22 protein-coding genes are annotated in these 25,349 nt (G+C 47.9%); 5 read left to right on the top strand and 17 right to left on the bottom strand.

Going from position 1 to position 25,349, the window contains the following annotated elements; translation table 11 throughout:
- Positions 1–5 precede the first annotated feature (5 nt).
- Entirely contained in the window at positions 6–1,508 is a 1,503-nt protein-coding gene (locus BGO59_RS30960; protein WP_293690715.1) for a helix-turn-helix domain-containing protein, read from the top strand.
- A gap of 76 nt (positions 1,509–1,584) precedes the next feature.
- On the opposite strand, the gene BGO59_RS30965 is transcribed toward BGO59_RS30960, so the two are convergent.
- The 4 genes from BGO59_RS30965 to BGO59_RS30980 all read right to left on the bottom strand — a co-directional run bounded on the left by BGO59_RS30965 (position 1,585) and on the right by BGO59_RS30980 (position 7,939).
- Positions 1,585–3,099: an efflux transporter outer membrane subunit gene (locus tag BGO59_RS30965; protein WP_293690717.1), complete on the bottom strand. Its 1,515-nt coding sequence runs from the start codon at positions 3,097–3,099 to the stop codon at positions 1,585–1,587.
- Positions 3,029–6,223: an efflux RND transporter permease subunit gene (locus BGO59_RS30970; protein WP_293690719.1), complete on the bottom strand. Its 3,195-nt coding sequence runs from the start codon at positions 6,221–6,223 to the stop codon at positions 3,029–3,031. The genes BGO59_RS30965 and BGO59_RS30970 overlap by 71 nt, the downstream gene beginning before the upstream one ends.
- 13 nt (positions 6,224–6,236) lie before the next feature.
- Positions 6,237–7,376 (bottom strand): efflux RND transporter periplasmic adaptor subunit, encoded by a 1,140-nt coding sequence (locus tag BGO59_RS30975; protein ID WP_293690720.1) that lies wholly within the window; start codon positions 7,374–7,376, stop codon positions 6,237–6,239.
- Between the two features lie 161 nt (positions 7,377–7,537).
- Positions 7,538–7,939, bottom strand: a complete 402-nt coding sequence (locus tag BGO59_RS30980; RefSeq protein ID WP_293690722.1) for a hypothetical protein — start codon at positions 7,937–7,939, stop codon at positions 7,538–7,540.
- Between the two features lie 134 nt (positions 7,940–8,073).
- On the opposite strand from BGO59_RS30980, the gene BGO59_RS30985 reads away from it, so the two are divergent.
- On the top strand, positions 8,074–8,610 hold the full coding sequence (locus tag BGO59_RS30985; RefSeq protein ID WP_293690724.1) for a GNAT family N-acetyltransferase: 537 nt from the start codon (positions 8,074–8,076) through the stop codon (positions 8,608–8,610).
- Between the two features lie 12 nt (positions 8,611–8,622).
- Here BGO59_RS30985 and BGO59_RS30990 read toward each other — a convergent pair whose 3' ends face one another.
- From BGO59_RS30990 to BGO59_RS31000, 3 genes are all read right to left on the bottom strand, one after another.
- Positions 8,623–9,741, bottom strand: coding sequence for an alpha-hydroxy acid oxidase (locus BGO59_RS30990; RefSeq protein WP_293690726.1), 1,119 nt, complete (start codon positions 9,739–9,741; stop codon positions 8,623–8,625).
- Between the two features lie 171 nt (positions 9,742–9,912).
- Positions 9,913–12,180, bottom strand: a complete 2,268-nt coding sequence (locus tag BGO59_RS30995; RefSeq protein WP_293690728.1) for an aconitate hydratase — start codon at positions 12,178–12,180, stop codon at positions 9,913–9,915.
- Between the two features lie 242 nt (positions 12,181–12,422).
- Complete coding sequence (locus BGO59_RS31000; RefSeq protein ID WP_293690858.1) at positions 12,423–12,626, bottom strand: hypothetical protein; 204 nt, start codon at positions 12,624–12,626, stop codon at positions 12,423–12,425.
- On the opposite strand from BGO59_RS31000, the gene BGO59_RS31005 reads away from it, so the two are divergent.
- Together BGO59_RS31005 and BGO59_RS31010 are read left to right on the top strand one after the other, a co-directional pair.
- Entirely contained in the window at positions 12,562–12,900 is a 339-nt protein-coding gene (locus tag BGO59_RS31005) for a CHRD domain-containing protein (protein WP_365982002.1), read from the top strand. The two genes, BGO59_RS31000 and BGO59_RS31005, sit on opposite strands and share 65 nt — an antisense overlap.
- A 170-nt stretch (positions 12,901–13,070) precedes the next feature.
- The gene (locus tag BGO59_RS31010) at positions 13,071–13,532 is read left to right on the top strand and encodes a CHRD domain-containing protein (protein ID WP_293690730.1); all 462 of its coding nucleotides are present in this window, start codon (positions 13,071–13,073) and stop codon (positions 13,530–13,532) included.
- A gap of 77 nt (positions 13,533–13,609) precedes the next feature.
- Here the strand turns inward: BGO59_RS31010 and BGO59_RS31015 are convergent, their stop codons facing one another.
- From BGO59_RS31015 to allB, 9 genes are all read right to left on the bottom strand, one after another.
- Positions 13,610–14,083 (bottom strand): Hsp20/alpha crystallin family protein, encoded by a 474-nt coding sequence (locus tag BGO59_RS31015; RefSeq protein WP_293690732.1) that lies wholly within the window; start codon positions 14,081–14,083, stop codon positions 13,610–13,612.
- Positions 14,084–14,140: 57 nt separating this feature from the next.
- Positions 14,141–14,404 carry a hypothetical protein gene (locus BGO59_RS31020; protein WP_293690734.1) on the bottom strand — a complete coding sequence of 88 codons (264 nt, stop codon included), beginning with the start codon at positions 14,402–14,404 and terminating at the stop codon, positions 14,141–14,143.
- A 359-nt stretch (positions 14,405–14,763) separates the two neighbouring features.
- Positions 14,764–18,087 (bottom strand): CotH kinase family protein, encoded by a 3,324-nt coding sequence (locus BGO59_RS31025; protein WP_293690735.1) that lies wholly within the window; start codon positions 18,085–18,087, stop codon positions 14,764–14,766.
- A 158-nt stretch (positions 18,088–18,245) separates the two neighbouring features.
- Complete coding sequence (locus tag BGO59_RS31030; RefSeq protein WP_293690737.1) at positions 18,246–19,478, bottom strand: M20 family metallo-hydrolase; 1,233 nt, start codon at positions 19,476–19,478, stop codon at positions 18,246–18,248.
- A gap of 68 nt (positions 19,479–19,546) precedes the next feature.
- Positions 19,547–19,882, bottom strand: coding sequence for a hydroxyisourate hydrolase (uraH, locus tag BGO59_RS31035; protein ID WP_293690739.1), 336 nt, complete (start codon positions 19,880–19,882; stop codon positions 19,547–19,549).
- A complete protein-coding gene (gene uraD / locus BGO59_RS31040; RefSeq protein WP_293690741.1) occupies positions 19,879–20,385 on the bottom strand; it encodes a 2-oxo-4-hydroxy-4-carboxy-5-ureidoimidazoline decarboxylase in 507 nt (168 codons plus the stop codon). The genes uraH and uraD overlap by 4 nt, the downstream gene beginning before the upstream one ends.
- Before the next feature lie 18 nt (positions 20,386–20,403).
- A complete protein-coding gene (gene allE, locus BGO59_RS31045) occupies positions 20,404–21,150 on the bottom strand; it encodes a (S)-ureidoglycine aminohydrolase (RefSeq protein ID WP_293690743.1) in 747 nt (248 codons plus the stop codon).
- Positions 21,151–21,205: 55 nt separating this feature from the next.
- The gene (locus BGO59_RS31050; RefSeq protein WP_293690745.1) at positions 21,206–22,441 is read right to left on the bottom strand and encodes an allantoate amidohydrolase; all 1,236 of its coding nucleotides are present in this window, start codon (positions 22,439–22,441) and stop codon (positions 21,206–21,208) included.
- Positions 22,442–22,483: 42 nt separating this feature from the next.
- Positions 22,484–23,812: an allantoinase AllB gene (gene allB, locus BGO59_RS31055; protein WP_293690746.1), complete on the bottom strand. Its 1,329-nt coding sequence runs from the start codon at positions 23,810–23,812 to the stop codon at positions 22,484–22,486.
- 168 nt (positions 23,813–23,980) lie between these two features.
- Between allB and pucL the strand changes: the two genes are divergently transcribed.
- A complete protein-coding gene (gene pucL / locus BGO59_RS31060; protein WP_293690748.1) occupies positions 23,981–24,826 on the top strand; it encodes a factor-independent urate hydroxylase in 846 nt (281 codons plus the stop codon).
- Between the two features lie 85 nt (positions 24,827–24,911).
- On the opposite strand, the gene BGO59_RS31065 is transcribed toward pucL, so the two are convergent.
- Positions 24,912–25,313, bottom strand: a complete 402-nt coding sequence (locus tag BGO59_RS31065) for a hypothetical protein (protein WP_293690750.1) — start codon at positions 25,311–25,313, stop codon at positions 24,912–24,914.
- Positions 25,314–25,349 lie beyond the last annotated feature (36 nt).

Below are 25,349 nucleotides of genomic sequence, written 5' to 3' on the forward strand. Positions count from 1 at the left end.
TTGCATTGAATCTGCCTGCCGATCATATCCGCTTGCTTTTTGGCCTGAAACTACGCCAACTACGACTCGACAAAGGATTGTCGGTCAGCGAATTAGCACACCTATCCGGCCTATCTATTTCTTACGTTACCGAAATCGAAAAGGGCCGTAAGTACCCCAAAGCAGACAAAATTTCGGCGCTGGCCGGAGCCATGCACATCGACTACGATTCGCTGGTTTCGCTCAAGCTTAGCAAAAAACTCGAACCTATCTCAGATTTATTGCGGTCAAAATTCCTGACTGAAATTCCACTTGAACTCTTTGGCATTGACCCATCCGATTTACTTGAACTCCTGGCCGAGGCTCCAGCCAAAGTAAGCGCCATGATCCGAACGTTTATGGATATAGCCCTGAGTTATAACATGAGCGTGGAGCGGCTGTACCTGACGATGCTCCGATCGTATCAGGAAATGCACGATAATTACTTTCCCGAAATTGAAGCCGATGCCGATCGGTTTCTAGCTGAATTTGCTCCGTTATCCCATCAATCGGTCGATGAAGCCTTGCTCACTAATCTCCTGAAAACACGTTACGAGATTCGACTTGAGCAATTTGACCCGCTGATCCAGCCCGAGCTAGTCTCACTTCGCTCCGTTTTTCGTCCTGAGCAAGCTACCTTGCATCTCAATGCGGGCCTGTCGATCGAACAACGGCTTTTTATTCTGGCGAGGGAAGTTGGTTTTCAGTATCTGAATCTAAAAAATCGGCCTTATACCTATTCGTGGGTTGAAGCGGACTCATTTGAACAAATCCTGAATAATTATAAGGCTTCCTATTTTGCCGGTGCCATTTTAATCAGGCGGGAAGAACTGGTGGCCAGATTACGAACGTTGTTTGCTCAGGACACCTGGAGCAACGACGATTTTCTTCAGCTCATCACCCATTTTGGCTCAACACCTGAGCGGTTTTTCTACCGGCTCAGTAACGTTTTACCCAGCTACTTCGGCATTGATCAGCTCTTTTTCTATCGGTTCAACCATACCCCTGGCCAGACTACCTTTCAACTGACCAAAGAAATGCATCTTTCGCGCCAGCAGGGGCCCCGAAGTATTATGGATGAACATTTCTGTCGCCGTTGGATCGCCTGGACGATTCTACAGGAACTTCAGTTTTTGCAGCAGCATAAAACCTACGATGGAGCCCTTTGCCGTGCTCAACTTTCTGACTATGCGGATTCAGGCCTACAATACCTCATCATTTCGGTAGCCCATCCCATTCAGCCTCAATTTCAGCAGAATATGAGCGTATCAATGTGCTTTGCTGTCAATGATACACTGAAAAGCAAGATGAAATTTCTGGCTGCTCCTAACGACATCAAAACGCTTGAGAATATTCCGTTTCGGGTGGTGAACCAAACCTGTGAGCGGTGCGGTATTTTCGACTGTCGGGAACGGGTTTCTGCACCAACCGTCCTTCAGAAAAAACGCCTGTTCGAAGCCACCAAAAAGGCCATGGAAAAACTGAGATAAGAGCCTATGTATGATATAGAATGTCTAATGTATGATGTATTTCAGGCCATACATTATACATCCTATATCATACGTCTCATTTCGTTCCTCCGCCTAGCGCACGGTACAAATCCACTAAAGCCAGAAACTGAGCCCGCTTGGTTGTGACCAGGGCAAGTTGTGCTTCAAAGACGTTTCGCTGAGCCGTAATAACTTCAAGATAAGTCGCATACCCATTCGCGAACAGTTCGTTGGAGGTAGCCGTCGCCTGACGCAGTACGGCCACTTCCTGACGCTGTAGGCTGGCAACATTCCGGTAGTTTTCCAACCCTTTCAGACCTGTTACTACCTCCGATACGCCGTTGATAATCGTTCGTTGGTAAGCCAGATAAGCCTCCCGGCTCTGAGCCGTCGTCAGCGCTAAGTTACCCTGCAATTGCCGACGGTTCAGAACAGGTACCGCCAGCCCACCAAATATGCCCAGGGCCAGCGATTGTGGATTTAACAGAACACCTGGACGAAAGGCATTGAACCCCAGATAAGGCGTCAGATTTAGCGAGGGTAAAAACTCAGCCTGCGCTACAGCCACATCGACATTTGCCGCTTCGAGTTCGCGTTCGGCCTGGCGAATATCAGGCCGTCGACGGATCAACTGAGCCGGTATTCCAGCCGAAATTGCTGTTGGCACCGATTGTTTTTCAATGGATGCCCCCCTCGTTATTGGTTGAGGATATCTGCCTAAGAGTCTGTTCAGTTGATTCTCGGTTTCGACAATATCCTGCAACACCCGCCCTTCCAGCGCCCTGGTATTGAGCAACTGGGCTTTGAACTGCTGGACGGCTAACTCTGTCACCCGACCGGCTGCTTTCTGAACTTCGACTAATTCAACGGCTTTCTGTTGCAGTTCAACATTATCGCCAATGATTTCCAGTTCGGCATCCAGGGCTAATAGCGTGTAATACAATCGGGCTACATCAGCGATTAGGCTAGTCACGATCAGGTTTCTCCCTTCTTCCGACGCCAGTATGCGCGTGAAGGCTGCCCGTCGTCGGTTACGCAGTTTTCCCCAAAGATCCACCTCCCATGAACTGCGGAGGCCCACAAAATAATCGGGTGTTGGATTCGGAATCAAACTGGAGCCGCTTACATTGCCCGATAAATTGGTATCGTAATTACCAACCCCGTTGAGTGTGTACCGTCCGTACCGATCGACCGACGCCGTAGCCACGGCATCGACTCGGGGCATTAAGGCACCCTGACTTATCCGATACGTAGCCTGAGCAGCTTCGATACGTTGACGGGCAATTTTCAGATCAAGGTTTCGGGACAGAGCCGTATCGATCAATGCCACTAAATTAGGATCGTTAAACAACTCCTGTGGAGAGCGTTTGCCTATATTAGTCGAATCCACCTGAGTGCTACTGCTACGATCACTATAGACTTGTGGCACCGCCACGTGTGGTATCGGTGCTGGGTTATGGACTATTTTACAACCACTCAGGTAACCCGCCAGAACCAAACTTACTAGAAAACAGGTGGTATTATGACTCTTGAAGAACGGCCCCATTCGAATTCGTTTTTGTGGATTTGACGGTAGGTTTGTTTTTTCCATTCGTTGATTGTGCCGTTCCAAACTTCTGGGCAATCATGGCAAACAATACATACAGGCCGGGTACAAGTATGAGTCCGAATACCGTTCCGATAGCCATACCACCAGCCGCTGCGGTCCCAATGGAACGGTTGCCCAGTGCTCCGGCACCCGATGCGATACAAAGCGGAATCAGCCCGGCGATAAACGCCAGTGAAGTCATCAGGATCGGACGGAGACGGGTGACGGCACCCTCTATGGCTGCACTTAGAATCGGGAGCCCTTCCTTTTGCCGTTGATTGGCAAACTCAACAATCAGGATAGCGTTTTTACCCAGCAATCCAATCAGCATCACGAGCGACACCTGCGCATAGATATTATTCTGCAAACCAGCTAGTTGCAAACACAAAAATGACCCAAATATGCCCGCTGGCAGCGACAACAGAACCGATAATGGCAGGAACAGGCTTTCATACTGGGCTACCAGCAGCAGATACACAAAGACAAGGCATATCAGGAAAATAAAAATAGCCTGATCGCCCGACAAAACTTCTTCGCGCGACATTCCCGACCAGGCGAACGAATAGCCGCGTGGTAGTTCCTTATCGGCTACTTCCTGAACCGCCCGCAGGGCATCGCCACTACTATAACCCGGTGCAGCATCGCCATTTAGCAGGGCCGACATATACATGTTATACCGAGTAATCTGTTCCGGCCCATACACCCGTTCGAGTCGAACGAAATTAGAATAAGGCACCATTTCGCCTATGTTGTTTTTCACCCGCAGGTTCAGCACATCCTCTGGTTTGGCGCGGTATTCGGGGGAGGCTTGTACCATTACTTTATACATCTGCCCAAACCGAATGAAATTAGACGCATAGTAGCTCCCCAACAAGGTTTGGAGGGTACTCATGGCATTATCAATCGAAACGCCTTTCTGGGCTGCTTTGTCCTGATCGACCTGCAACAGATATTGCGGAAAGCTGGGGTCGAAACTGGTAAAGGCATTTCCGATTTCGGGGCGTTTTTTCAAGGATTGGACAAAAGCATCGGCCACCTTTTTAGTTTTTTGCAGATCGCCTGTTCCCGTCCGATCCAGCATCCGCAGTTCAAAACCGCTTGAGTTCCCGAATCCAGGCACAGTTGGCGGTGGAAAAAACTGGATACTGGCATCCTGTACCCGCTTTGTTTTCTCTTCCAATTCCGCAATCACCTCGTCGAGCGATTGTTTGCGGCTACCCCAGTCTTTGAGGTTGATCATACCCATTCCATACGAAGCTCCTACCCCATCGGTCATCAGGCTATACCCGGCCAGTGTCGAAACATTTTCGACAGCTTCCATTTTTGAGGCCATCTCCTGGATTTTGTCCAGAACGGCTTCCGTACGTTTAAGGGTAGCCCCAACGGGTGTGGTTACATTGATATAAATCATCCCCTGATCTTCCGTAGGAATGAAGCCAGCTGGTAAAATCGAGCTAACGCCCCAGGTGCCACCCGCAAACAATGCCAGCATACCCACCGTTATCATTCCCCGGCTGGCTAGCCGTTTCAGCACGCGTTGATAGCGGCCGGTGAGCGCTTCAAAACCACGATTGAACCAGGCAAAAAAGCGTCCCAGCATACCTGTAGGGGTATGGTCATGCGATGAGCGAAGCAGCAACGCGCACAAAGCGGGCGTCAGCGTAACAGCGTTGACGCCGGAAATCACGATAGCAATAGCCAGGGTTAACGAAAACTGCCGGTAGAAAATACCAACCGGACCCGACATAAACGCCACTGGGATAAAAACGGCCGACATGACCAGTGTAATAGCCACCAATGCCCCGCTAATCTCCTTCATGGCTGCAAACGTAGCCTCACGCGGTTCCAAATGATCTTCACTCATTTTGGCATGAACAGCCTCCACCACCACAATAGCATTATCAACTACAATTCCGATGGCCAGTACCAAGGCAAACAGTGTGAGCAGATTGATGGAAAATCCGATGCTACTCATAAACGCAAAGGAGCCTATCAAAGCCACCGGCACCGCCAACGCACAGATCAGGGTGGACCGCCAGTCCTGCAAAAACAGGAATACAACCAGAAATACCAATATGAAGGCCTCAATTAACGTTCGAATCACCTCGTGAATCGATGCATCCAGAAACCGCGATACGTCGTACGCAAAGTTGTAGGTCATGCCCGACGAAAAACTGGTTTCTTTCAACTCAGCCATGCGTGTTTTGATATTGTTGATCACCTCACGGGCATTTGAGCCGGGCCGTTGCTTGATCATGATCGAAGCCGACGGGCGACCATCCGTTTTCGAAAGCATATCGTAATCCAGCGAACCAAATTCGATGTCGGCCACATCTTTTAGCCGCAGAATCTGTCCGTCATGTTCAGCCCGCAAAACGAGGTTTTCGTATTGTTTCGGATCGAAAAACTTACCGCTGTAGCGCAACACATATTGGAGCATCTGCGGAGCACGGTCGGCACTTTCACCAGCTTTACCCGGTGCAGCCTCGACGTTTTGCTGGCGAATGGCCGTGATTACTTCATCGGGCGAAATGCTGTAGGCTGTCATTCGGTCAGGTCGGAGCCATACGCGCATCGAATATTCCCGCGAACCCATAATATCGACAAACCCAACTCCATCGATCCGCTTCAGTTCGGCCAGTACGTTGATGTCAGCAAAATTGTAGATGAACTTTTCATCGACCGTTGGATCTTCACTGAAGATATTGAGGTACAGCAACATACTATTCACCTCTTTTTCGGTCGAAACCCCAGCCTTGATAACTTCTTCGGGTAACTCATCCATCACGGTCGTGACGCGGTTCTGGACGCCCATAGCCGCCAGATCAGGGTCGGTGCCTACGTTGAAAAAGACCTGAATAATGGTACTCCCGTCGTTTCCCGATACGGAGTTCATATACACCATGCCGGGCACGCCATTGATCGCCCGTTCAAGTGGCATCGCTACGGCTTTGGTCGCTACTTCGGCATTGGCTCCGGTATATTTAGCCGTTACGGTAACCGAAGGAGGTACTATATCTGGAAACTGCGTAACGGGCAATTGTCGTAAGGCTAATATCCCCAGCAGCGTAATCAACACCGAGATAACGGCCGACAGCAGCGGGCGTTTTATAAACAAATCAAACATGAGGGTGTCTATTTCATTGTTGAGCAAGTGTAGCAGGGGCAGATGCGCTATCGGCTTCTACAGCCTCCGGGATGATCTGATCGCCATCGCGAATGTTCTGAATCCCCTCATATACAACCCGTTCGCCCGGTGCCAGGCCCGATCGAACGATGTAGTTCAGTCCGACCCGCGCCTGGGGTACGAAACTCCTTGATTTCACTTTATTTGTTTTATCCACCACATACACGAAGTTCTTATCCTGCACTTCGAATACGGCTTTCTGCGGCACTAACAAAGCATCTCCGACAATATTGGGAAGGCGGATTTTACCGGACGATCCATGCTTCAGCAGCTTTTGCGGATTAGGAAATCGGGCCCGGAACGCAATGGTCCCCGATTCTTCTTCAAAGACACTTTCCATGGTTTCAATTCGTCCTTTATGTGGATAAGGAGTTTCGTCGGCCAGCATCATCTCAACTTCCTGTCCATTTTTCCCGGTCAGTTCACGGTGCTTTTTCAGGAAACCCAGGTATTCTTTTTCCGATACATCGAAATAGGCAAACACTTCCCGGATGTCAGAAACGGTGGTCAGCAGAGCCCCTTCTTCAATCAGACTACCTATTTTGAACGGAATTCGGTTGATTACCCCGTCGAAAGGGGCCCGTATGCTGGCATGAGCTAACCGCAAGGAGGCTGTCGACAGGGCTGACTGGGCCTCTTCAATCTGTGCTTTTGCCACGTCGAGTTTGGCTTTGGCCAGATCCAGCTCGGAAGGTGAAACGATTTTCTTCTCAACCAATAGCTTAACCCGGGTCACTTCAACTTCGGCCGTTTTGGCACTGGCTTCCGCACTTTTCAGCGAAGCCTTTGCTTTATCCAATCCGACTTTGTATTCGGCAGCATTCAGGCTAAACAGCAACTGCCCCTGATGAACCGACTGCCCCTCATCGACATAAATTTTTTCAAGAAAACCGGACACTCTGGCGCGTATTTCGACATTTCGAACGGCTTCGAGGGTAGTTACGTAGTCCCGCTGGAGTGTAGTTGACTGCCGGGCCAGTTGAACGACAGGCAACGTAAGTTTTTCGGTTGTCTCGGTTTGTGAGTCCTGACCTGCACAGCCAGCCAGGCACATACTCACCAATATGGCAGGTAATTGAATTCTCTTTTTCATGGCTTCATAGAGCTATATAGTGATTCCAGCCAACGGTATATACCAATAGCCTGGACAATGAGTATCCTGATGATGCATTAAGAAATGGGCAAAGCCATCAACTGATGACTGACCAGTTAAATACCCTGTTGTAAGAACCAGCACACAACTGGTTGCGGAGTTTAGGCTACAGGCTGTGGGGGTGGAGCCTGAATTTCCAGCACACACGTGGAAACAAACTCAGGCCGAAACGCTATATTGCCCGACAGCAGATACTGAACAGGTAATCGTTTAGGCGCGAAAACAAAGAATGGGGCAAAGTCGTAGTCTTGCTCGGGTTCGGTCAACTCTGACTCATCGGGACCGTCGTGCTCAGGAATCGCATCCTGCATTCCCAAACATTCTTCCAATATAAACTCTCCGATACTTTCGATTTGATTAACCGACAATTCTTTATGGTCGACAGTGGTCTGCTCCGATCGCAAAAGCGTACTCTGAACGTCGATGCTTACATTAAGCACAGTCAACGCGATCAGGAGGCAAAGCAAGCGGTATACCAAAAAGTTATAGTATCGTTTCTTCATATCGTTTATGAACCAAATGTAATCTGGCGAAACTAGAAACTCAACTATTTTTTTATCAGATAGTTACGAAACTTGGATAAAGATAATGGAATCCATGATAGATTAAATTTAGATTAAAATACGTTAATTCGATTATGATCTTTTTACCTATTACGTCCTATCATCCCTACCTCATTCCGATCCAGGCCTGGTATGAGGAAGCCTTTCCCATTGACGAACGACGCGATTTTTCAGAATTAATTCGCCTTCTCTCCTACCCGGATATGCAGCTGTGCGCTTTAATCAGCGACAACAATCTAGTTGGTTTTATCCTGTACTGGCAATGGGATGAGATCGTGTTTGTAGAGCATTTTGCCATTGACCCTACTGAGCGCGGCAAACAGTTTGGGCAACAGGCACTGGCTCAGTTGCTCAAACTCCCTTTTCAATACTGTCTGCTGGAAGTTGAGCGCCCAGTCGATGAAACTAGTCACAGGCGCATTAAATTTTACGAACGGCAAGGGTTTACGCTGAATCCTTTCGACTATATTCAACCCCCTTACCAACCCGACAAAGCGCCGGTTCCTATGCGGCTGATGTCCATTCCTGCCATTCCTGACTCGGCAACATACGATCGGCTTAGCCAACTAATCAAAGAGCGGGTTTACGAACGATTTTATGGCGATAACTGAACGTATGAATCGTTACCGATTCCACAAGACCGAACGGTCGATTTGGGCAATGGTCCCTCTTCCTGTCAGAATCATCGCTAGTTCCAATTCTTCCCTAAGAATTGACATCACTTTAGCAACGCCATCGGCCCCGCCACAAGCTAATCCATAACAAACGGGCTTCCCAAGCAGTACAGCATTGGCCCCCAGGGCAATGGCTTTAAGCACATCGGTTCCCCTGCGTATGCCTCCATCGAGTAAAATGGGAACTCGTCCAGCAACACGTTCGGCTATCGAGGGCAGTACTTCGATCGTAGCAGGTACTGTATCCAGATTCCGGCCACCATGATTCGACACTACAATACCTGCAACCCCAGCCTGAATGGCCCGTTCGGCATCCTCCGCATTTAAGATACCCTTCGCTAGTACCGGAATATTCACCACCGATGCCAACCAGGTAATATCGTTCCAGGTTAGGGGCTTTTTCTGCGGACCGGGGGCAAGCATATACGGGGCATGAATACCAGGGGGTAAACCAAAGTTGATTCGTTGCTCGCGATTACGAACACCGCCAACGGGTGTATCTACCGTCACACAAAGTGCCCGACACCCTAATGCTTCAGCTTTTTGCACAAGGTCTTTCGTAAACTCCCGATCATCACGAACATACAGTTGAAACCATAAAGGCTGTGTAGCCACTTCGGCAATGGCTTCGAGTGGTGTGGTTGTGAACGAACTCACTACATACGTAGCAGCCGCCATACCTGCCCCCCGTGCTGTAGCCAGTTCGCCTTCGAGGTGCATGATCCGGTGGTAAGCCGTAGGGGCTATCAGAATCGGATAGGCTAGTTCATCGCCCAATAAGGTAATCCGGGTATCGGGCTGGGTTATGTCGGGCAGCACCGTCGGATTGAGCTTAAGGGTATCAAACGCTTGTCGATTCCAGCGAAGCGTTAGTTCATCGGCAGCCCCACTGGCTACATATTCATACGCCAACCGGGTCATTTTCGCTTCGGCTTTTTTCTCAAAATCGAATAGATTAACCATACCCGACAAATCAACGATTTCGCTGATCGGGAAATCGGCAGATGTACTGAGTGATGCGGATTGATCCCTTGAAGGCTGATTCGGGTCACTTGCCAGGGTATTCATTGATGTACTTTCGGTTTTCACTGACGTCGAAACTCAGGACTTGAATCTCTTTCCTATCCAAAGCCTAAACAGCTTAAATTCTAAGATACATCCGCAAAACAGTTTTTCTGCGCATAAAAAAACCGGCCAGCTTCCGAAAGGTAGCTGGCCGGTTGGAAACCCGCGTAGTTGTTACGCGTTTTGCTTCATCCGAATGATGTTCAGGGCAGCACCCGCCTTGAACCACTCGATTTGCCCTTCATTATACGTATGGTTTACCGCAAATTCGTCGGTAGTTCCATCTGCGTGATGCAATATAATTTCAAGCGGGCGACCTGGTGCAAACTCAGTCAGCCCTTCGATGTCGATCACATCATCTTCCTGAATCTTGTCATAGTCGGCGGGGTTAGCGAAAGTTAGTGCCAGCATACCCTGCTTTTTCAGGTTCGTTTCGTGAATCCGGGCAAACGAACGGACCAGAATAGCCCGAACGCCCAGGAAGCGTGGCTCCATAGCCGCATGTTCGCGTGACGATCCTTCACCATAGTTTTCATCACCAACGACAATCGATCCGATACCAGCGGCTTTATAAGCCCGTTGTACGGCGGGAACTTCACCATACTCACCCGTCAACTGATTCTTAACCGAGTTGGTCTTCTCGTTGAAGTAGTTCACGGCCCCGATCAGCATGTTGTTCGAGATGTTGTCGAGGTGCCCCCGGTATTTCAGCCACGGTCCAGCCATCGAAATATGGTCGGTCGTACACTTGCCTTTCGCCTTGATCAGCAGTTTCAGCCCTTTGATGTCGGTGCCTTCCCAGGCAGAGAACGGAGCCAGCAGTTGCAGACGGTCGGACGTTGGGCTAACAATAACCTGTACACTCGATCCATCTTCAGCCGGAGCCTGATAACCAGCATCGTCTACAGCATACCCTTTCAGAGGCTGTTCGATACCGGCAGGCTCATCCAGTTTCACCTGCTCGCCCGCTTCGTTGGTCAGCGTATCAGTCATTGGATTGAACGTCAGGTCACCAGCGATAGCGAAAGCCGTCACGATTTCAGGCGAGGCAACAAAGGCGTGTGTGCCCGCGTTACCGTCGTTCCGTTTAGCGAAGTTTCGGTTGAACGAGGTAATGATCGAGTTTTTGCGGGTCGGATCGTCCATGTGGCGTGCCCACTGCCCGATACAAGGTCCACAGGCATTGGCCATAACCACACCGCCAATTTCTTCAAAGGTATTCAGCAGACCATCGCGTTCGGCCGTAAAGCGCACCAGTTCAGAACCAGGCGTAACGGTAAACTCCGCTTTGGTTTTCAGATTCTTGGCCGTTGCCTGAGCTGCTACCGACGCCGAACGGGTCATGTCTTCGTAGCTGGAGTTGGTGCATGAGCCAATCAGACCTACTTCCAGTTTGGCAGGCCAGTTGTTTTCTTTTACCGCTTTGGCAAAGTTCGACAGCGGCCACGCCAGATCAGGCGTAAAGGGTCCGTTGATATGGGGTTCCAGTTCCGACAGGTTGATTTCGATCAGTTGATCGTAATACGCTGCTGGATCGGCATATACTTCATCATCCGAACGCAGGTGTTGTTTAACCGCATCAGCAGCTTCAGCGATTTCGGCACGGCTGGTGGCTTTCAGATAATTACCCATCTTCTCGTCATAGGCGAAGATCGACGTGGTCGCACCGATTTCAGCACCCATGTTACAGATAGTCCCTTTACCCGTAGCCGACAGGCTCTCTGCACCTTCGCCAAAGTACTCAACAATGCAGCCTGTCCCCCCCTTTACGGTCAGGATACCAGCTACCCGAAGAATAACGTCTTTAGCCGATGCCCAGCCACTCAGTTTGCCGGTTAGTTTTACACCGATCAGTTTCGGCATTTTCAATTCCCAGGCCAGGCCCGCCATAACGTCGCAGGCATCAGCACCACCCACACCAATGGCGATCATACCCAGACCACCCGCATTTGGGGTGTGCGAGTCGGTACCGATCATCATACCACCGGGGAATGCGTAGTTCTCAATGACAACCTGGTGAATAATACCAGCCCCTGGTTTCCAGAAACCAATGCCGTATTTGTTCGAGATGGATGACAGGAAGTCGTATACTTCTTTGTTTTTGCTTTTGGCAATATCGAGGTCCTTCTCTGCTCCTACTTCAGCCTGAATCAGGTGATCGCAGTGAACCGTTGAAGGAACTGCTACCTTCGGCCGACCTGCCTGCATAAACTGCAACAGGGCCATCTGGGCCGTTGCGTCCTGCATGGCTACGCGGTCGGGCGCAAAATCCACGTAGGCTTTTCCCCGCTCATACGCTTGCGTAGGCGTACCGGCAAAGAGGTGACTGTATAAAATCTTTTCCGACAGAGTCAGCGGTTTGCCCACTGCCTGCCGGGCTGCTTCGACGCGTTCGCCAAGGTTGGCATACACACGCTGAATCATGTCTAAATCAAAAGCCATAGCAAATGAGGATAACAGGTTACTGATAAAAGCTGTTCTACAAAGACAACCAACGAATTCACAAAATGGATTCCGGTTAGCGTGCCAAAATTAGAAGATTCTGGCACGTTTTGGAAATATTACTTTGTATTACCGCGTACAACACGCCAGGAAGGCTCTAAAAATTCACCAACTCTGGCCCTTCCCTCGTTATTTCGCCAGACCATCGCCAACGAATAACCACTTTCTCATATATTGGCGGCCTATTTCATCTTTCGGTTATATTGAATGAAGTTTAAAGCAATTACCCTTGCCAGCATCTTTTTAGGATTAGGTTTTTCTTTTGTTGCCTGTACTGACGAGAATGAAAACCCAATATTACCCACAACCTTCACAGCGGTTTTGAATGGGACAAACGAAAAACCAACAGCGACAAGCTCCAAAGCAACTGGTTCTTTTAGGGCCATTCTGGATGAAAGCACGAGCGTTTTGAGCTACACCGTTGTGTATGAGGGTCTGACCCCAACCATGGGTCATCTACATCGAATCGATACAACCCGAACAGATGGCACTGGCCCAATCGATATTCCGTTTCCAAGTCTAACCTCTCCTATTACTGGCAGTACGTCGGCCCTGACCCCACTCCAGATTTACCGACTAAAACATGGGCAATACTACGCCAACCTGCATACGGCCCAGTACCCCGCTGGTGAAATCCGTGGCGAGATACGGACTAAATAAGTATTTATCCCTATAGGTTCAGTGCAGAAAACCATTAGCTCTATTTACCTGATTTTTTTGCTTTGACGAATAGAGAATACCCCTATATTGCGCATTAAAAGTACATTAACTCACCAATCGTATATCGGATAGCGGACCCCTTTTCTGCTGATGATTAGCTACTAACTCCTATGAAACTTGCAAACATTACGCTCGTAGTTGCGTCCGTTCTTGCCTTTGGCTTAATTGCCTGTGGGAACGACGAGAACCCAACGATCACATCGACCAAAACAACCTTGACGGCTACCCTGAACGGAGCCAGTGAAAAACCAAACTCAACATCGTCAGCCGCTTCTGGTACATTTACCGGCGTTGTGGATGAAACCACTCGTGTTCTGAGCTACACCGTGACTTATACGGGTCCCTTTACGGCATCATTGACCGCTGGACACCTGCATCGTGTCACCAATACCACCGCTTTGACTGGAGGGGTTGAAATCCCGTTCACCAGCCTGGTTTCTCCCATTACAGGTACTTTTCAGTTAGCTAACCAGAACCGGGTCGATAGCCTGAAGAATGGGTTTTACTATGCTAATCTGCATACAGCCCAATATCCGGGTGGAGAAATTCGCGGAGACATCAAGAAGAAATAACTCATTAACTACAGATGTAAAAAAGGCCAGTCTGCTTTTGCAGGACTGGCCTTTTTTACATCAAAAACTTTTACCATTTACGCTACCGAAATGGTTTGGGCAGGCTGGTTGGTTTCAGGGTTTTTGGGTAAAACCACTTTCAAAACCCCATCGGTATACACAGCGGAGATAGTTTCTGTAAGCACTTTATTGTTCAGTTGAAACGACCGCTCAAACGAACGATGCCCATATTCCTGATACGTGTACTTAGTCTGTGTCTCAGCTGACTCGGGCGATTCAGTTCCTTCGTACGAAATAGTCAATACATCATTCTTTATCGCTAGCTTAATATGCTCTTTCACGAGAGCCGGAGCGAACAGAGAGATGGTGTAATCGGTATCCGTTTCTTCGATATTGACGGGTACCTGCTGGAACCAGCCACCGTGACGCCCTCCCCAGAAGCCGCCAGCCTTACCGCGTCCCCAGGGACCGCCAAATCGGCCGCGTCCAAATCCACCCCAATGGCCACAATTTCCTTTATGTCCTGCTTCGAATGCTTGTTTGTTATACATGGTTGTTTGTGTTTATTTGTGTTTACTGATTTTGCAATTGTTGTTAACGGCTATGATTTAGCCAATTGGAATAACCCGGCTATAAGTTGGATAGATTGCGCGTGACCGATAAGCCGGATCGTCGATTGAAATAACGTTCGCCGACTGCCAACGTCCCCGCTCCAGTGGCCCAAATGCCCGTCCCGCCAAACGAGGCCCGACGAATCGTGCTACCAGAAACAGACCAGCCCCTACCAGCAGGACTTTTAAAATGAGGGTCAGTAGAAACAAAGCTAACCCGACAGCCAGTGCAACACCGGCTATTCTCCAGATAATGTTCATGTTGTTTATGATTTAATGGTTCAAAAGTCCAGTTCAGAAGTAGATCGGGTAATTACCAATCCTGACGCGTCATTTCAATTATCTACGTCCAATTCAGGTGCTTTGATAGGGTGACGGACAAGGCCAGCGTTTTACTTTAACCAATTGTAAAATTTTTCAAAAAAAATAGACGTCCACTCGCTTAACCCAGACAAACCTAAGCAATAACCCTTTGACTAATAACTAATTACCTATAGCAATCAACGCTCATTATTTTTCAGAAACATCAACATTTTTTGATAAAAAAGGCACCTCCAGATAAAGCATTAAGCTCTATTCATGGAGGTGACGATAACACTGTTATGCCGAAAATGCGTTGATCAGGGATTCTGAAGCAGTATAGATGCGCTGTTGTTCAGATACTGTAACTGCCCGGTAGATTCAAATTGGATACTCCGGGCCGTTGCGCTGTTCGTCGTAACCGTTACCGTATGACCATCCCGAATGACTACATCGTCGCACACACTAGGTACTCGCCCACAATTCCAGGTAGTTGTTGTATGCCAGCTTCCCGATGATGTACTTTGGCAAGCCCCCCGACTAATGATAATATCATCGATTCGCAGTTGATCCCGTGCCCCTGAAACGCCAACGCCTGTATAGTAATACTGCCATAAAAGCTGGATATAGGGTTTATTGAGTAAGGCAGCTGGTAATGCTACAGGACCTATAACCTGGCTATGACCGGGGAGGCTATTACGCACATATTCAACCGGATTATTGGACGCATCCAGCAGGTCGGTAAATGGCCCAGAATTACCAATCCGGTAACGTAGCCGGATGTTATAACGACGTGGATTCGTTGTAACGGTTCCTCCGGTCCACTGTACAGATGCCTCAGTTACATTAGTGGTACGGAGTGCAAGTACCATTCCGCCCAACGATGCAGAAATATACCCGGCTGGCGCACTCCCCGTATTGATAAATGCTACACCATTATCTCCTAAGCCATTGATTCGAGTAGCACTAGTCAGGTTGTAAGCCCCTTTCACCGTGTCAGCGAGTGCATACGTTGCTGATAGCGTAGGGTCTTCCTGATTCATACTAACAAAATGCATATTCGGTGGGTAAGTGCCCGAAGGCGTGGCAGGAGAAAACTGGTCGAACCGATAGTCACAGGTACTTAATGTATAGGCAGCAGGCTTACCTATAAAGGAGTTATCTTCGTCAAAAACAGCCGTCAGGGTTCGGTTAGCAGTTGGATTAAACGTATAGGCTGTATCAGTAGAAATAGTTGCCCCATTTTCCTGCCAGGCTATAAAGCGATAACCTACCAGCGACTTTGCCACGACTCGAACTGAATTACCTTGAAAATAAACTCCTGTCCACGGATACGGATTAGTGGCTACTCCAGGAGTGGTCGGCAGAATATCGATCGTGTTAATTTTTACATATCCTTGCGAAGCATTCGATACGGTGAGCGTAATAGTCCGGTTTGCCGTTAAACTAAATCGAGCGCGAAGATGATCACGTACCGAAGATGGGCGTTGCTGAAGAAACGTACGCACAATATTCAAATTGGAAAGCCATTTGGTAACCGAATTTCCCGTCTTCCAGCGGTTGAAATGCTCAGTCATGTAGGGCTGATACGCCTGCTGAAACGAATCGAGTAATGCGACGCCCCGGCTTGGAATAAATGTGGTGTTTAGCAGGTCCGCAAACCGATTTATAAAATACGATTTATAACTGCTTACCTCCAGTAATCGGCGAAGAAAGCGGGTGTATTCCGTAACCGATGCATCATACCCTGCCGTCGATGTAGCTCGATCCAAAGAGTTGGACGTGTACGAATTACCGGCTCCCATCGTCCAGTCCATATCATTCATCATCCAGCGAAAACGACCATCGAGTCCTTTAGGCGCATTAGCCAGGTACTGGCTGGTGCGTTTTCGCCAGAGTTGCTGATTGTTGTACGGCCAATCGAAGTTTCCCGAATAAATTTCAGTGATCTGGTAATCCGAAAAACTTTCTACATCCATTAGTGTATTTACATAGTTGTAGTCGATGGTAGGCGTCCCAACAAAATAGTCTTTCATGGCATAAAACTTCACCAGGTCCCCATCATCGGCAACATAAGCACCATAATCGAACTTGATGACGTCGACACTATCGGTATCCACGCCATAGTTTCGATTTATGTAGTATTTATCATATCGCTCCATCAAGGTATGTACGCCCCAATATTCACCATTCAGTAAGACAATACCTGGGCGATTGGATTGTGTTTCAAACGGAAGATGCCGAACCATCGTTTGCACAAACGCATCGATGAGTATTGTATTATCCCAGTCATTGCCGCCATTTCTGAGCAACAGACGATTATAAAACTGGTTAATGGGACGATTCACGAAGAAGGGATAGCTGAAATCACTATCGCCATATAATCGCAGTGACTTACGGGGGACCGACCGCGAGCAGCCCCCGTTAATTGACATATCGATTCGTTGATTCAGAATCGAAATCCCATTGATAAAGAATTGTGCATTGGCCGGCCGCTCCCAGTCATCTCCTTTTGACGTGAAATTACCAGGTGAACAGAAAATAGCTTCGCCTGTTGGGTTACCCGAACGCCAGCCATCAAATATGGCACCCGCCGTGTATATCCCGGAATTGTAATCGAATAGGGATCGTTCGTTGGTGGCGATTGACACAACAGGCAGATTTCCGTACCGATTGGCTGGTGCAATCAAATACGTTTCCGTAACAATATCACTCACCAACGCATTAGGCTTATAGGCTACTGCCCGCACTACGGTTCCTTTAAAAACAGGAGATGTCGGTACATAATAAGGAGATGAATTGAAAGTCGATGATTTAAGCGATGCTTTATTTGGTTCGCTGCTTCGATCAGTAATCGTTAATGGAGTCGAATACGTGAACGACTGATAACTACCTGTCAGCAATGCCCCATAGCCCTGACCCGGTAATTCAGGATAGTTATTTTTATACTGAAATGTATTGGGTCCAGGGCTTGCTGGATTGGGTTCTGAGCCATCCAGTGTGTAATAAATAGTAGCAGCAGGATCAGGTGATGTGATGGTCAGGCTAAACCCTGTGGTATAAAAACCTCCTACCTGCGAGAAGACCGGGGCACTGACTACTTCAGCATAGCCTGTTTTCGAATTATTGCTGGCACCAGGGCTTGTATTGTTGACTGAGTTGGTTCGTTGAAAATAAAACCAATCGGTTGTACCATTAGGTTTACGCCCCCAGGAAACATCGGTTCTCTGCGGTCCAAATACGACCTGATCTACCACAGTTGTTCCATCAGGCTGTACGAGACTAATCATTTCGCCATCGGCCGAAAGCTTAAAGCCAACGTGTAACACCCCACGGGTGGTCATATCACTGGCCCATAACAGCAGAAATCCATTCGCCGGAATGATAGTCTGTGACGAACCTGTTGGTATCCTATATTTTGTTAGTGTCGAATTATCCGAAACATAATATCCGGCAATATTGACGGGCGTCGCATTGGGGTTGTAAATCTCAAACCAGTCTTCGTATGAACCCGAACCATCGGCAACGGTTCGGGAATTAGAGGCCATGATTTCATTAATATAAAGTTGCTGAGCCTGGCTACTCAAGCACGTAATACATAAAAAACTGATCACTAGCGTAGCGTTGAGTAGTCGTTGTTTCATGGCGGGATGCATTTATCATTTTTAATTGTTTTTCTATAACGAACCAATTAAAAATGCAGCAAAATCAACGCCAATCTCATTCTTTACGGCCAATATATTACCGAAATCAAAATAGTAGTAACTTAATTTTCGATCTAAAAAGCCCCTAGGATCGCCTGTTAACCTATAATTTTCAAGACAGTTTTGTATAAAACTTCACACCCTAGAGCCAGATCTTCGTATGAAGCATACTCTAATGGGTTATGACTGATCCCATCTTTACAACGCACAAAAATCATCCCAAAATCGCAAGCCTCCGACATAACCAGGGCATCATGAAACGGGCCACTTACCAGCTCTGGAGCCTCCAGACCCAACTCCTCGCAACTCACCCGAATAGTGTCTTTGATCCAGTCAGCGCAATAGCTCGATTTGATATCGGTATCTACGGTCAGTTCGTAATGGAGCCCGTGGGTCTGTGCAATTTCGTCTATAGCTGTTTTCAATTGTTGTTCACAACTATCCCGACGTTCCATATCGATGTCTCGAAATTCCATAGTCATACTGACCGCTTCGGGAATGATGTTTCGGGATGATGGAAAAACGTTTAACGTACCGACTGTGCCTACGGTTGGAGCAGGTGTAAACTGCGAAGCGATTTCGTTGACCGCCACCACCACTTTAGCCGCTCCCAAGAGGGCATCTTTCCGTAATGGCATAGGTACCGAACCGGCATGACCGGCCATCCCGTTCAGTTTCAAACTAAGCAACAGTGGCCCAGCTATTCCACTAACAATACCAATCGGCTTATTGCTCTTATCCAGAACTGGCCCCTGCTCAATATGCAGTTCTATAAAGCACCGAATGCTACCAGGGGCATATTCATCTTCTTTGAACTTAGTAATATCGCAGCCAAAGTCAATCAGAGCCTGCTCGCGAGTAATACCATCTTTATCAGCACGTTGTAACTCCCCTTCTTCCAGCTTACCCAGAATACCTCTCGACCCGAACAGCCCTTTGTTGAATCTCCAGCTTTCTTCGTCGGCAAATGCAATTACATCGATACTAGCTTCAGGAACAATTCCCTTTTCAGCGATGGAACAAACAGCTTCAATAGCACATAAAACGCCAGCAATTCCGTCAAAGCGCCCCCCATATGGCTGGGTATCGAGGTGGGAACCAGTCATCAAAATAGGCGCATCAGGATTTTTGCCCTGTAACCGACCAATTAAGTTGCCAAAACTGTCGATACGAACCGTCAACCCTGCTGACTCCATCCAGCCTCTGGCGTGTTCGAACATTTTTTTTTCCAGCTGCGAATGCGCCGGTCGGCACATTCCCGTCTCGCCTATTTTGCCAATTCCACTCGAAACTTCAAAAAAATGTTGTAGACGTGCCGCGTTGATATTCATTCAGAAAATATGTTTTGGTATTTACTTAACAGTTAACGTAAACCATGAATCGAATTCAATGACTATTTTCAAGACCCTCGATAGGTTGAATAACCAAATGGGTTCAGAAGTAACGGCACATGATAATGTTCACCTGTAGTCATGGCAAACGTAATTTCGACAAACGGATAAAATGTAGCCACCTTCAGCAACTCATAATAAGCGCCGGTTTCAAATCGTAATTTATAAACGCCTGTTGGCAGTACGGTCTCTTTTGCCAGCAAATCCCTAATCCGTCCATCTGAATTAGTAATTCCACGACCAATTTCCAGCCATTCGCGCTGCTGCTGATACAGAATCACATTGACACCTTCGGCTGGTTTGCCGCGAGTTGTATCCAGAATGTGGGTGGTGATTGTACTCATGTTCCTAAAAGTTTTTCCAGTCGGATTTTCGTGATCTTATTCTGTTCCTGCATCGCGATCTGAATTTCTTTTTCAGGCGAATGCGGTAATCGCGATTCGAGAATGTTTAGCATCTCACTGGCCGATTTGCCCGTGGCACACACAATGAATATATAGCCAAATTTCTCTTCGTACAATCGGTTACCTTCGGCCAGTCGCCGGAGAATCTCTTCCGAAGCCTCTGCCACGCCCGACTGTTCACCCGACGCCCAGTTTCGCGTACTGGCAAATTTTGACCGTAATGAGCCTATATCACCTATTTTTGGATGGTGGGCAAATGCTTCTTTCCAATCGGCCTCGGAGCAGGCAAACCAGATCATTTCGGCCTGTTCGAACAAGGTTTCGCGGCTATCGACCGGAAATAATTTTACCATGTCTTTCACCCAGGCCGAAGAGCCGCAGCAGGCAGTCAAAGCCGCTTTAAGTTCAGAAACAGGTGCTTCGTTTAATTCGGGCAAGGTCATACGGATAACTTATTTCAACTAAACCACTGTTGGAAAACGATTGACATTCTTGTAATAAATATACACGGCAGGCTCTTTGCCCATGGCCGTAAACCACTGCTGACAGTAGGGAGCCATCCAGATCGAATCTCCTTTTTTAATAGGATACCACTCCTGATCAAGCATATATACCCCCTGGCCCTGTAAGTAAATGAGCCCATGCTCCATAATATGCGTTTCCACAAAAGGAAGATGCCCACCCGGATCGTAGGTAAAAATATTGACTGCCATATCGAACGATAGTGTATCGGGCAACAACACCTGCAATCGTAACGCCGGATCACCTAAATAGGTAGGGCCTTCAATAGTGGCCGCATCACCGAACAGGACGGGCGGCACATCGTACCCATTCAGTTTTTCATATACCTTATGAAAGCTGAGAAGTTGAGTACTGGTTTCCGGATGTTCGAATCGATACGACTTCTCAATAGGAATATAGACAAATTGCCCCTGGCTCAGCTTTCTCGTCTCACCGTCGACGGTTGCCGAAACCTGACCTTGTATAACATAAAAAAATAGCTGTGATAACTGCGTAGTGCCTGTCAGTTCACCCTTTTCGGTCATTGTAATGAGTGTCTGGCATAGGTTTGCCCCCATTTGCTCATTAATAATGACATTTACCGTACAATTTTCCCAACCGGGTACTCGACTGTTGATGTACCCATCCGGGCTAATGATGGCGTGGTTTCGTTTGACAACCGACCGGGTAAGCGCTGATATTTCCATATGTTCTGCTGATAAACTACTTCTCTCTTTCCTCATGATTCAAACGCTGTAGCTCTTACAGCGTTATAAGCTTTTTCATAAACTGGTCGGCTACTTCCAGAGCAGCGGCCAGGTCTGTCAATTCAACCTGTTCAAGTGGGTTATGGCTGATACCTTCGAAACACCTAACGAACAACATAGCTATCGGCGCTACCTGCGAAATCGGAACGCCGTCGTGCCCGGCGCCACTTACCAGTCTTACAACATCATACCCACTTTCGGCAATAGCTGTAGCCAGCAGATTGGTCAATCGGGCATCGCAGGCTACGGATGCTGTCTCCTGTATCAGTTTCCATTCGACCGACACAGACCGCGCCCGACCTAGTTGACTACTTGCATCCTGAAGTAACTGGTAGGCCTTTGTTAATATAACCTCGTCGTTACTCCGTATATCCAGACTACAAATCACCTCTCCGGGGATCACATTACTGGCAGCGTTCGCAACTATTAATGTACCAACTGTTGCCACCAGATTGGATTGATTACCTGCCAGTTGCTCAACATACAGAACGAATTCAGAAGCTGCGCAAAGTGCATCCTGACGCATTTGCATCGGAACCGTACCGGCGTGGCCTGCCATTCCTCTGAACATAATCTCAACCCGTTTTTGACCAGCTATGTCGGTCACAACAGCCACGGGTATGGCTTTATTATATAAAACCGGGCCCTGTTCAATATGAATTTCGAAGTAGCCCAGCCAATCCTGGGGTTGAATAGCCTCGGATACCAGGCAACCGATGTCTCCCCCCATTGCCTGAATAACGTCAGAGAGTGATGTACCCGATGCATCTTTTTTATCCAGCAACGCTTCATCAAACGACCCAGCTACCACCTTACTCCCTAAATAGGTCGTATGAAATCGAACCCCCTCTTCGTCGCTAAATGCAATTAACTCAATATGAAATGGTAAAGGCTGCTCCGATTGGATAAACTGTTCTATCAGATCAAGTCCCATAATAATGCCAAGCGGGCCATCAAATTTACCTGCGTTGACAACCGTATCCATATGCGATGCAATGACAAACGTTCTGGCCTCTTTCGTTGGGCTCGCCCATCGCCCCCGAACGCTTCCAATGGTATCGACACGAGTCTGTAGGCCAAGCGCTTCCATCCATTGCCGGATCAGTCGACTCCCCTCAAGAAAAGACGGGCTACCAAACGTACGGGTGATACCAGTCGTAGTTTCGCTGATCGATGCCAGTTGATCTATTTTCGAAAGAATTGCCGATGCGCGCTGTATATACACATTCATACTACTTCATCGGTAAGCATACCGATTTTATTCAGAATCAATTTAGCAACCCCTACCCTCGTTGATTCGAAGGAATTCACCATACTCAAACACCTGAACACCAGACAGGTATGTTTGCTCGACTACGCCATAAAGTTCCTGATGGAGATAGGGAGTCATCTTATGCCTATGCTGAAGTATATCTTCCGACACCGTAAACGTTTTGTCAGGACTCCAAACGACCAAATCAGCATCGAACCCTTTGGCTAGTTTACCCTTTCGGCTAGCCAAACCAGCTAACTCAGCCGGTTTTTCACAAAGCCACCGCGCCACATCGGGCAACGTACATCCTCGTTGGCGGGCTGCCGTCCACAAAGCAGGCAAGGCAAGCTGTACCGATGCAATGCCCCCCCAGGCCTTCATAAAATTACCGCTCTCCAGGCACTTCAAATCAGCGGGTGCTGGTGAGTGATCAGTGGCAACAAAATCAATGACTCCAGCTTTCAGGGCTTCCCACAGTCGATTCCTGTTCGCCCAATCCCGAATCGGTGGAGCGCATTTAAATTGTGTTTGTCCATCGGGGATTGATTCGGCATCGAAAAAAAGGTAATGTTGTGCTGTTTCGACGGTAAGCGGCAGTCCTTTTTCTTTGGCTCTGGCAATCGGTTCAATCGAATTGTCTGATGACAAATGAACAATGTGCGTTCGGCAATTAAATTCCTCACACAATCGAATCATTAGGGCGATAGCTTTGTCTTCCCATTCTTTAGGCCGCGATGTCAGGTAATTCTGATACGACCGTAGATCGCCAGTTGCCAGGGTTTCATCCGTCGACAATTCACAGTGCACCAATAGTGGTAGATTGTACCGGGCAAGAACCGGCATGGCTTTCCGCAAATCAGCTTCTGTCACGTTCGGAAATTCATCAATACCAGAATGCGTCAAAAACGCCTTGAACCCAAGTATACCTTTATCAATCAGTGGTTCAATTTCGCTCGTATTTCCGGGTACAAGCCCTCCCCAGAAACCGCAATTGGTGTGCAGTTTTCCCGAAAGAGCCGCTAGTTTCTGTTCAAATGACTCCACAGTAGTCGTCACGGGCGATGAATTGAGTGGCATATCGACCAGTGTGGTCAACCCTCCCGCTAATGCAGCCCGGGTAGCGGTATCAAAACCCTCCCATTCTGTCCGGCCAGGTTCATTGATGTGCACATGTGGATCGATGATGCCAGCCATCAGTACCTTATCGCCAAGGTCATGAACAACCGCCGAAAAATCAGATAGCAGTTCAGGCAAAACATCCGCGATACGGCCATTTTTTACGACAACAACTGCCCGCTTGACGCCTTCCGACGTAACGACCTGATTACTCTTTAGCGCAAAATCACTCATACGTTCTTTTTAACGGCCATCAATTCGTTTATCTCTACTACGACGCTTTGTCCATAAACCACGGTTATCATTCAATTTTACCAAGAATGGTATGGCGGCTGGCGACTAAAAATAGAAAATTAATGGCTATACTAGGGGTAAATACTACCGAAAACAGCCGAAACGACCATGAAGACCATCCTAAAAGAAAATGCATACGGGAAGAATGCCGTGAACCTATCGAAAATCATCCGGCACCCTATTTACCACGAATTTCGGCAAATTGCTGTCAATATATCCTTACAAGGAGACTTCGAAACGGCCCATACTCTGGGCGATAATTCAAAGATTCTCCCAACTGATACCCAGAAAAACACCGTTTATGCCCTTGCCAAAGAGCACTTCACAGATTCCATCGAACATTTTGCGTTGTACCTCGCCAATTATTTCCTGGCAAACAATACACAGGTTAGTCAAGCCACGGTCGACATTATTGAATTCCCGTGGACACAGATGGCATTTGATGGCGACCGACATGCTCATGCTTATCTGGGTGGTAACTCCGAAAAACATACCACCACCGTTATTCAAACCCGAAGCGCTGTGACCGTCACGGCTGGCCTAAAGGACTTGTTGATTCTGAAAACGACAGATTCTGGCTTTGAAGGCTATATAAAAGATCAGTTTACCACCTTGAAGGAAACTGCTGATCGAATTTTCGCTACGCAATGCGAAGCAAGCTGGACGTATACCCAGCAGGAACTTGACTTTACAGCGCTTTTTAAAAAAATCAGAGAGATCCTGCTAAAAACCTTTGCCCATCACAAGAGTCTGTCGGTTCAGCAAACGCTCCTGGCTATGGGGGAGGCTGTCCTTAACGAAACGCCCGAGGTAAGCGAGATCAGCCTTAAGCTACCGAATAAACACCACATTTTATTCAACCTGGAGCAGTTCGGCATGGAGAATAAAAATGAGATTTTCATCGCAACCGATGAACCCTATGGGTATATCACCGGAACCATGACAAGAGAATAGTGAGCTTCTAATAGCCAGCTCGTTATACTTGCCCAATACCCACAAACTGCTACCTTGCTACCTTAACCAGTGGTTAAGTCTGTCGTCAGTACAGTTTTTCGTAGGTGATCCGGATTGGTCTATCAGCGTTCAGTGTCTCTTCATCCAGTATCCGCATCTTGTTGGTGCCGGGAATGAGTACGTAATCATCCCAAAGTTTCAGCGTTTTTTCACCAGAACGAACGGTAATTGTGCGTTCATCGACCCCAACCGACAACGTAACCTCATTGCCAAGACGGAGATTTTTCGGAAGCACAACAAGAACAAAAAGGCGCTGGTTAGATACCTGATTTCCAAAGCCACCCAATCGGTATCGATACTTTTCCTGTGATAGAACGGCTGTGTGCTGTGAAGGCAATGAATCCGTTTGGGCGAGAGTCTTCGGTTTCTCTATCGCATACCCGTGCCTGAACACAAAACATAAAATAGACAATAGACCAATTTTCATAGCAAGATCTAGGAATACACTATAAACGACTAACGA

Origin of the sequence: Spirosoma sp. 48-14 (assembly GCF_001898575.1) — a bacterium.
Classification (GTDB): Bacteria; Bacteroidota; Bacteroidia; order Cytophagales; family Spirosomataceae; genus Spirosoma.

Coding starts and splice junctions, on each gene's coding strand:
- BGO59_RS30975 (WP_293690720.1), bottom strand. CDS start 7,376: ATGAAAAAGAGAATTCAATTACCTGCCATATTGGTGAGTATGTGCCTG.
- uraD (WP_293690741.1), bottom strand. CDS start 20,385: ATGACCTTGCCCGAATTAAACGAAGCACCTGTTTCTGAACTTAAAGCG.
- BGO59_RS31020 (WP_293690734.1), bottom strand. CDS start 14,404: ATGAACATTATCTGGAGAATAGCCGGTGTTGCACTGGCTGTCGGGTTA.
- BGO59_RS31025 (WP_293690735.1), bottom strand. CDS start 18,087: ATGAAACAACGACTACTCAACGCTACGCTAGTGATCAGTTTTTTATGT.
- BGO59_RS30995 (WP_293690728.1), bottom strand. CDS start 12,180: ATGGCTTTTGATTTAGACATGATTCAGCGTGTGTATGCCAACCTTGGC.
- BGO59_RS31050 (WP_293690745.1), bottom strand. CDS start 22,441: ATGAATGTGTATATACAGCGCGCATCGGCAATTCTTTCGAAAATAGAT.
- BGO59_RS30985 (WP_293690724.1), top strand. CDS start 8,074: ATGATCTTTTTACCTATTACGTCCTATCATCCCTACCTCATTCCGATC.
- BGO59_RS31030 (WP_293690737.1), bottom strand. CDS start 19,478: ATGAATATCAACGCGGCACGTCTACAACATTTTTTTGAAGTTTCGAGT.
- BGO59_RS30965 (WP_293690717.1), bottom strand. CDS start 3,099: ATGGAAAAAACAAACCTACCGTCAAATCCACAAAAACGAATTCGAATG.
- BGO59_RS30970 (WP_293690719.1), bottom strand. CDS start 6,223: ATGTTTGATTTGTTTATAAAACGCCCGCTGCTGTCGGCCGTTATCTCG.
- pucL (WP_293690748.1), top strand. CDS start 23,981: ATGAAGACCATCCTAAAAGAAAATGCATACGGGAAGAATGCCGTGAAC.
- BGO59_RS30980 (WP_293690722.1), bottom strand. CDS start 7,939: ATGAAGAAACGATACTATAACTTTTTGGTATACCGCTTGCTTTGCCTC.
- uraH (WP_293690739.1), bottom strand. CDS start 19,882: ATGAGTACAATCACCACCCACATTCTGGATACAACTCGCGGCAAACCA.
- BGO59_RS31065 (WP_293690750.1), bottom strand. CDS start 25,313: ATGAAAATTGGTCTATTGTCTATTTTATGTTTTGTGTTCAGGCACGGG.
- BGO59_RS31015 (WP_293690732.1), bottom strand. CDS start 14,083: ATGTATAACAAACAAGCATTCGAAGCAGGACATAAAGGAAATTGTGGC.
- allB (WP_293690746.1), bottom strand. CDS start 23,812: ATGAGTGATTTTGCGCTAAAGAGTAATCAGGTCGTTACGTCGGAAGGC.
- BGO59_RS31000 (WP_293690858.1), bottom strand. CDS start 12,626: ATGGCCCTAAAAGAACCAGTTGCTTTGGAGCTTGTCGCTGTTGGTTTT.
- allE (WP_293690743.1), bottom strand. CDS start 21,150: ATGGAAATATCAGCGCTTACCCGGTCGGTTGTCAAACGAAACCACGCC.
- BGO59_RS30990 (WP_293690726.1), bottom strand. CDS start 9,741: ATGAATACCCTGGCAAGTGACCCGAATCAGCCTTCAAGGGATCAATCC.
- BGO59_RS31010 (WP_293690730.1), top strand. CDS start 13,071: ATGAAACTTGCAAACATTACGCTCGTAGTTGCGTCCGTTCTTGCCTTT.